Origin of the sequence: Peribacillus simplex (assembly GCF_001542915.1) — a bacterium.
In the GTDB taxonomy this organism is placed as follows: domain Bacteria; phylum Bacillota; class Bacilli; order Bacillales; family DSM-1321; genus Peribacillus; species Peribacillus simplex_B.
The window spans coordinates 162,918-170,937 of the sequence record NZ_LNNH01000032.1 but is presented as its reverse complement, the minus strand read 5'-3'; the positions used below and the strand labels follow the sequence as shown (position 1 = coordinate 170,937).

At 39.7% G+C, this 8,020-nt stretch carries 7 protein-coding genes and 2 pseudogenes; all 9 read left to right on the top strand.

The features are described 5' to 3' along the window. Positions 1-554: pseudogene (locus AS888_RS25890) on the top strand (transposase); the annotation flags it as partial. Between the two features lie 263 nt (positions 555-817). Further along, positions 818-1,111, top strand: coding sequence for a PTS sugar transporter subunit IIA (locus AS888_RS17010; protein ID WP_155645533.1), 294 nt, complete (start codon positions 818-820; stop codon positions 1,109-1,111). Between the two features lie 25 nt (positions 1,112-1,136). After that, the gene (locus tag AS888_RS17005) at positions 1,137-1,442 is read left to right on the top strand and encodes a PTS sugar transporter subunit IIB (RefSeq protein ID WP_061143337.1); all 306 of its coding nucleotides are present in this window, start codon (positions 1,137-1,139) and stop codon (positions 1,440-1,442) included. 28 nt (positions 1,443-1,470) lie between these two features. Next, entirely contained in the window at positions 1,471-2,820 is a 1,350-nt protein-coding gene (gene celB, locus AS888_RS17000; protein WP_061143336.1) for a PTS cellobiose transporter subunit IIC, read from the top strand. Then, on the top strand, positions 2,817-4,157 hold the full coding sequence (locus AS888_RS16995) for a 6-phospho-beta-glucosidase (RefSeq protein WP_061143335.1): 1,341 nt from the start codon (positions 2,817-2,819) through the stop codon (positions 4,155-4,157). Before celB ends, AS888_RS16995 begins: the two co-directional genes overlap by 4 nt. Before the next feature lie 53 nt (positions 4,158-4,210). Continuing rightward, a complete protein-coding gene (locus AS888_RS16990) occupies positions 4,211-4,933 on the top strand; it encodes a glucosamine-6-phosphate deaminase (RefSeq protein WP_061143334.1) in 723 nt (240 codons plus the stop codon). A 245-nt stretch (positions 4,934-5,178) separates the two neighbouring features. Continuing rightward, positions 5,179-6,057 carry an aldose 1-epimerase family protein gene (locus AS888_RS16985; RefSeq protein WP_061143333.1) on the top strand — a complete coding sequence of 293 codons (879 nt, stop codon included), beginning with the start codon at positions 5,179-5,181 and terminating at the stop codon, positions 6,055-6,057. A gap of 609 nt (positions 6,058-6,666) precedes the next feature. Further along, a pseudogene (locus AS888_RS27170) lies at positions 6,667-6,951 on the top strand (SH3 domain-containing protein); the annotation flags it as partial. 3 nt (positions 6,952-6,954) lie between these two features. Beyond that, positions 6,955-7,779: a D-alanyl-D-alanine carboxypeptidase family protein gene (locus AS888_RS16980; RefSeq protein WP_397252029.1), complete on the top strand. Its 825-nt coding sequence runs from the start codon at positions 6,955-6,957 to the stop codon at positions 7,777-7,779. The last annotated feature ends 241 nt before the right edge of the window (positions 7,780-8,020 follow it).

Sequence of the window (8,020 nt, the reverse complement as noted above, 5' to 3'; positions counted from 1 at the left end):
CCAGAAGCAGTTGCCGCAGATGCAGCTTATAAAACACCAGCGATTACAAGCTACCTATTTAACAAAGAAATCACACCTGCTTTACCCTATACACGTCCTCTTACAAAAGAAGGATTCTTTCGCAAACATGACTATGTTTACGATGAACACTTTGATTGTTCCCTTTGCCCTTCGGGAGAAACTTTAAAGTACTCAACAACAAATAAAGAGGGCTATCGCGAATACAAATCGCCCAAACAAATTTGTGCAACATGCTCATTTTTATCACGGTGTACTGAAAGCAAAGACCATCAAAAAGTAGTGACACGGCATATCTGGCAAGCATATGTGGAAGAAGCAGATCATCTGCGTCATGATCAAGAGGTAAAACCTATATATGCGAAACGCAAAGAACGATTGAGCGTGTATTCGCAGATGCAAAAGAAAAGCATGGTATGCGTTGGACTACTTTAAGGGGACTTAAAAAATTGTCGATGCAGGCGATGCTTACTTTCGCTGCCATGAATTTAAAGAAGATGGCCACTTGGACATGGCAAGGTCCTAAAACGGCTTAACATAGTGGCTCGAAGAGCCCAAATCTCGTAACCTTTGGTCAAAATTTCAAAGGAATTTCAAAAGGGGTTCGGAATTTTTTAATTCCGAACCCCTTTTGTCTACAAACTGAAACTTCCGTATTATAACGGAAGTTTTTTGTGTATGGATGAAAACGTTTTCTTGGTAGGGTAGATACATGGAAGAACAAGTTTGGAACAAGAAATGTTCCGTTAAAGAGAAAGGTTGAGTCAATGTGGAAGCAAGTTTACCGATTAGTTTTCAAATGATCCTGCATGGTGGCAATTCACGGAGTCATTCGATGGAAGCGCTTCAATTTGCAAAGTCGGGTGAGATCGAACAAGCAAAAAAGAGTCTTCAAAAAGCGAAAGAAGAGTTAACACTTGCTCATCGAATACAAACAAATCTCATACAAAACGAAGCAGGGGGGAATAATACTGAAATTTCTCTAATTCTGATTCATGCTCAAGATCATTTAATGAATGCTATCACAGTAAAAGACTTAGCGGAAGAATTTATTTATCTTTACAAAGAATTGAAAGAAATGAAAGAAAGATAAAAATTAAAATTGGGAGTGACTTGAAATGAACATTTTATTATCTTGTGCGGCTGGAATGTCAACCAGTATCATCGTAAAAAAAATGCAAGATGCTGCTGCAGCTCAGGGAAAGGACTATGAAATCATAGCCTTGGATATAGAAAAGGCGGAGAAGGAATTCGAGAAATATGATGTTGTTTTAGTGGGTCCCCAAATCCGCTATATGTTAACCAAATTCAAAGCCAAAGGAGAAAAAGTTGGTATTCCAGTAGAGTTGATTAATCAAATGCATTACGCCATGTGTAACGGAGAAGAAGTGTTGAAACAAGCTGAAAGGTTAGTAGTAACCTAATAAAAAAAGAATGAGGGGAGTTCTATATATGAGGAATGTTTACAATTTCATGGATGAAAAAATCACTCCTGTCGCTTCCAAAATATCCAATCAACGTCATCTTTCTTCAGTAAGAGACGGTCTGATTATGGCCATGCCACTATTAATCATTGGATCTTTTTTCTTGATTCTCGCCTACTTGCCTATTTCGGGTTATCCAGAATTTATGGAGAACATGTTTGGAGGCAACTGGCAGACAAAATTAACCTATCCTGTAAGCGTTACCTACGACATTATGGCATTATTGGTCTCGTTTGGCATAGCATACCGTTTGGCTGAAAAGTACGGAACCATCGATGCAGTAATGACCGGAGTCTTTTCGATGGTCTGCTTCGCGTTAACTGTACCGCAGCATGTTATGTTTACGCCAGAAGGGTCACAAAAGGCTTTGGAAGTTGGAGGAGTTCTTCCTACAGCTCAGTTGGGCAGCCAAGGATTATTTGTTGCCATAGTTATTAGTATTCTTTCCACAGAAATTTATCGTTTCTTCTATGAAAAAGATTTTGTTATCAAGATGCCTGATAGTGTTCCTCCTGCTGTATGGAAGTCATTTTCGGCACTAATTCCTGGAACGATAACGATCTTAGTCATCTGGGGACTTAGATTATTAATTGAAGTTACGCCTTTTGAAAGCATGAATAATATCGTTTCTATCATAATAGGCATCCCTATGCAGTATGTCGGGGGAACTTTGCTTGGAATGATTGTAATCGTATCGGTAATTGGTGTTTTATGGTCTGTTGGACTGCATGGCGATGCCATTTTAAGTGCTTTCACTACTCCGATATGGCTTAAGAATATGGATGAGAACCGAGCTGCATTTCAGGTAGGTAAAGAAATTCCGAATATTTTCACTCAGCAATTTTATGAGTTATTTATTTGTATAGGAGGTACCGGCGCACTGTTTTCCATTGTCATGCTGATGCTTTGGAGAAGCAAAAGTCAACAAATGAAGGAATTGGGCAGGGTTGCCGCACCAGCAAGTGTATTCAATATAAGCGAGCCTGTAATTTTCGGTGTACCAATCGTGTTGAACCCGTATCTATTCATTCCATTTTTCATGACACCGATCATATTGGTTATTGTTACGTATTTTGCCATGAAGACAGGGTTGGTTGCACGACCTGTAGGCATTGCGTTACCTTGGACCACTCCTCCTATCATCAGCGGGTACTTAGCTACAGGTGGTAAAATTTCAGGAGCCGTTATGCAGATTGTGAATATTTTAATAGCTTTAGTCATATATTATCCTTTTTTTAGGATTTGGGATAAGCAAAAATATAGAGAAGAAAGCGATATGAACGAAAAAATCAATCGTGATGTGGAGATGACTTTATGAAACAAGGAATCAAAATTGCAACAATCGGTGGAGGTTCTAGCTACACGCCCGAATTAATTGAAGGATTTATTAAGCGACATAACGAATTGCCTGTAACCGAAATCTGGCTTGCAGATATAGAAGAAGGCAAAGCCAAGCTTGAAATTGTCGGAAATTTAGCAAAACGGATGGTTGAAAAGGCGGGTGTAGCCATTGAAATCCATTTGACATTAGATCGAAAAGAAGCGTTAAAGGATGCCGATTTCGTTACGACACAAATGCGAGTAGGGATGCTGGACGCACGCATGAAAGATGAGGCTATTCCATTAAAGTATGGTGTGATCGGGCAAGAAACAAATGGTCCTGGCGGCTTATTCAAAGGAATGCGTACAATTCCAGTAATTTTAGAAATATGTAAGGAAATGGAGTGTTTATGTCCGGATGCCTGGTTAATTAATTTCACGAATCCTGCAGGTATGGTAACGGAGGCCGTTCTTCGATACAGCAACATCAAGAAGGTAGTCGGACTTTGTAACGGACCGATCGGTACAACTAAAGGTCTTGCCAAAATGTTAGAGGTTGATTCTGAAAGAGTCTATGTCGAATATGCAGGCCTGAACCATATGGTATTTGGTCTTCATGCTTATGTCGATGGTGAAGAAGTAACCAAAGAAGTGATGAGTATGCTGGGGGGAAGGGAAAAGGATGGGATAACCCCGAAAAATATAGCTGCGCTTTCTTGGGAACCTGATTTCATCGAAAGACTTGGTGTCGTCCCAAGTGGATACCATCGATATTATTATCAAACGGATAAAATGCTTCGACAACTTCTGGACGATGCTAAACATGAGGGGACACGCGCAGAAGTGGTCCGAAAACTTGAAAGCGAGCTTTTCGAGTTATATAAAGATGAGAGCTTAGCTGTTAAACCGAAACAATTGGAGGGCCGTGGAGGTGCATACTATAGTGAGGCAGCTGTCCAGCTGATTCACTCCATTCACACGGATAAGCGTGATATCCAAACGGTAAATGTCCGAAATAATGGTGCCTTATCGAGCATTCCCGATGAGTCTGCTGTTGAGATAAACTGTGTTATTACGAAGCATGGCCCTGTTCCACTAACGGTAGGTGACCTACCAATACAAGTAAGAGGACTTGTTCAACAAATTAAATCATTCGAAAGAATAGCGTGTGAAGCGGCCATTACCGGAAACTATCAAACAGCTCTTCTGGCAATGACGATCAATCCACTCGTGCCATCCGACACAGTTGCCAAACAAATATTGGATGAGATGTTGGAAGCACATAAACAATTCCTTCCCCAATTCTTTCAAAGGGAATCAATAACTAAAGCGTAAGTGAGCATATGACCGTTCAGAAACTATGATTATTCTTTAGGAGGAAATTAATAATGGAAGTTTGTGTATTTAAAGATTATAGTGAAATGTCCAAGCAATCTGCAGAGATGATCATTAAAGCAGTGAACGAAAAACCGGATGCATTATTGTGTATTGCCGCTGGAAGTACGCCAACTGGAACATTGCGCTATTTAGTTCAGGAAGCAAAACATAAAAGAGTTGATTTTTCTAATTGCAAATTTGTCGGGCTCGATGAATGGGTAGGTATGGATCGCCATGACGAAGGAAGTTGCCAGCATTATCTATATTCAGAATTTTTTGATGTTTTGAATATTAATCAGGAAAATATTCATTTTTTCGATGCTAAAGCAGAAGACTTAGAAGGAGAATGCAAAAAAACAGATAAATATATAGAAGAGCATGGTCCGATCAATGTATGTATTTTAGGCTTAGGCATGAACGGTCACCTTGCCTTGAACGAGCCAGGCATATCATTCGAATTGTCTAGCCATGTTGTCGACCTTGATAATACTACGAAGGCAGTAGGTCAGAAGTATTTCACTGAAGCTAAAGAACTCTCAAAAGGGATTACATTAGGCTGCCGGCAATTTTTAGATGCTAAATTAGTGATGCTCCAAGTAAATGGCAGTAAAAAAAGAGAGATAGTAAAAAAGCTAATTGAAAAGTCAGTTACAACAGCATTACCTGGAACCATTTTAAAAAAACACGAAAATTCTTTTTTATTACTTGATGAAGAAGCTGCTGAAATTCTCTAATGCCCCCGTTATACAGCTAAAGCCTAAAATAAGGGGGGAAGAATTGTATATGGAAGAATAAATTTATACAATAGTAGATAATGAAGTACTTCTCCAACTTTCGACAGCAGCGGATTTAAAAAGTGCATCATTTTCTATGAATGTATGCACCATAATTAGAGGAAACGCCGTCATCATTTGGATGGCGTTTTCCAGTCACTTTGGATTACATAGAACGAAATCCAGAAAGATGAGAGGGATTAGACATGATTGTAATTGAAAATGATTGGTTAGAGGTAGGAATAGTAAGCAACGGTGCAGAGGTACGTGAAGTGAAGCATAAGAAAAATGAACTAAACTACATGTGGACAGGGGATAGCACATACTGGGGACGCGTGTCTCCGGTTCTATTTCCGATAGTAGGGCGTTTAAAGGAAGATCAGTATCACCTTGATGGTCTGACCTACAAGATGTCACAGCATGGCTTTCTGCGAGACGTTGAGTTCATGGTCGAAAAGCTGACAACAGATAGCGCGTCTTTTGTGTTTGAGTCTGCTGGACGTTTCATCGATGTTTATCCATACGAATTTAAATCCACTATTCATTATTCACTTAAAGAGGATTCACTCAGCGTTCGTTGGAAGATAGAGAATAAAAATAAGGAAGAAATGTATTTTTCCATTGGAGCGCATCCGGCATTTAAGATTCCGCTCTTAGAAAATGAAACGTTTCATGACTACAGTCTTAAGTTGACCTCAGCTAAGAACAAGAATCCGCTTGAATACGAGTTAAAAGATTCTCTTATCCACGAAAAAGCTGCTGTTAACAATACTGAAACGATACCGCTCACAAGGTCCTTATTTGCAAATGATGCGCTTGTATACAGCAATATGGATGTCACGACACTCACATCCAATAAATCGGGTCATGGCGTCGAAGTAAGTCACAATGACTTTCCTTTTGTAGGGATTTGGTCAAAACATGTCGATTCAGATGGTACTATGGCACCGTTTGTTTGCATTGAACCGTGGTATGGCATTGCGGACACGCATAATACATCGGGGAACTTGAAGGAGAAGTTTGGCGTGAATAGGCTTGGAGTTGGAGAAACTTTCCAGTCTGAGTATAGTATAAAGTTTATATAGAGCTAATGAATGAAATGATCATTTCATTCATTAGCTCATTGCGAAGTAAGCTACCTAGAAACAGGATTGGACCAATATCAATTACATCCAAATGGAAGCTAAGATCGCGTGGGCAAAATTAGAAGGTAATGACTAATTGAAGGATAACCTTCTCAACTAAAGAGTGATCCATATCAATCTCGGGAGCTGATCATCAGCTCCTTTTCTTATGGTATAAAGGGAAAGGGTAAGGAACAAGGATAACCACATTGGCATATAACTGAGTGGACTCACATTTGGGCTACCATATAGAAAGCGGCTTGTAACAAAGAATGGGTAAGGTAACGATTTAGACAGAACTCCATACCATATAAGCTGCATCCCATCCCATGACTTTTCATGAGATCTCGAAGAATATCAAAGTAACGGATGGACCATAATGGGTGTTAACAGCCAGGCAGAAATGATGGGCAGAATAGAGCGATTATATAGAATGATATTTAGGGTTGATGTTCTAGTTGGCAGACGATGATGCGGGAAATTGTATTTATTAACCAACATAATTAAATAGTACAATATACCAGTGACATTTTTCGCTTAAAAATATAACCTGATGTTGAGGTGTTCTATATGACAAAACGAAATAAAGTAATATGTCTTACTTTCATTGTTTTATTTGTCGGTTTAATTGGCTTTAACCAGGCAACCATTAAGGAGTTAGCCCCAAGTGTAGCCAAAGCAGCCACTGTAACCTATACAGCAAGTGCAAACCTGAACGTCCGCACAGGTCCTTCCACTGCCAATAAAATCATAACGACCGTAAAACAAGGCACAAAGCTAACGGTAATGGGAAAAGAGGCAAACGGATGGCTAAAAGTAAGCTTAAAAGGTCAAACAGGCTATGTCAGCAGCCAATATGTGAAAATATCAAACTCTTCAGCAACTAAAATATATACAGCAAGTGCAAACCTGAATGTCCGCACAGGTCCATCTACTGCCAATAAAATCATAACCACCGTTAGTCAGGGCACAAAGCTAAAAGTTATCGGGAAAGAGGCAAACGGATGGCTAAAGGTTAGCATAAAAGGTCAAACAGGTTATGTTAACAGCAAATATGTGAAGGTATCAAATCCTTCATCTGACGCCATTCAGGTTGTTGCAAAGCCTGAAAGCATACCAGTGCTAGTCAATAAAAAAAATAAGTTACCAGAAAACTATGTTCCTAAAGACTTAGTGTATACGACGATACCGTTCACTTTCATAGAAAAGACAGAAAAGAGAAAAATGCGCAGTGAAGCAGCAGTTGCCATTAGTGAATTATTTGCGGAATCCAAGAGGCAGGGGATAAGTCTTCTCGGTGTATCTGCTTACAGATCACATGCTACACAAGTTGCCCTGTTTGATTATTATGTAAAAAGGGATGGGTATGCCAAAGCAATTACGTACAGTGCATTACCTGGAACAAGTGAGCATGAAACGGGCCTTGCCATTGATGTGACAGGAGGAAATGGTAAATGCGCGGCGGAGGATTGCTTTGGAGGTACTAAAGAAGCAAAATGGCTGCAGGCACATGCCGCGGATCATGGCTTCATAATCCGATACCCTAAAGGCAAGGAATCGGTTACTGGTTATAAATATGAACCATGGCACCTTCGTTATGTAGGCAAACCAATTGCCCAAACCATCATGGGCCACGAAATTACCCTTGAAGAATATTATTCTACGAAAGCCGTCCAAAACTAAAAAGAACGTCTTAAAGTCATATGTTTCTAGTGCACAAACTTCTATCCAGATAGCCTCATCAAAACCTTGATGGGGCTATTTTGTATATAGCACAACCTAAAACAGTCCATATAACTTCGAATTTTTGCTATTCGTTACGAGTTTCGGCATATTCAATGTGCACCTGTAATCCAGATAGGCATCCAGCTGCTCCATTTGGATGTTGGGTTATGGCTTGATGTGACGAGTCTTTTGCTATAGG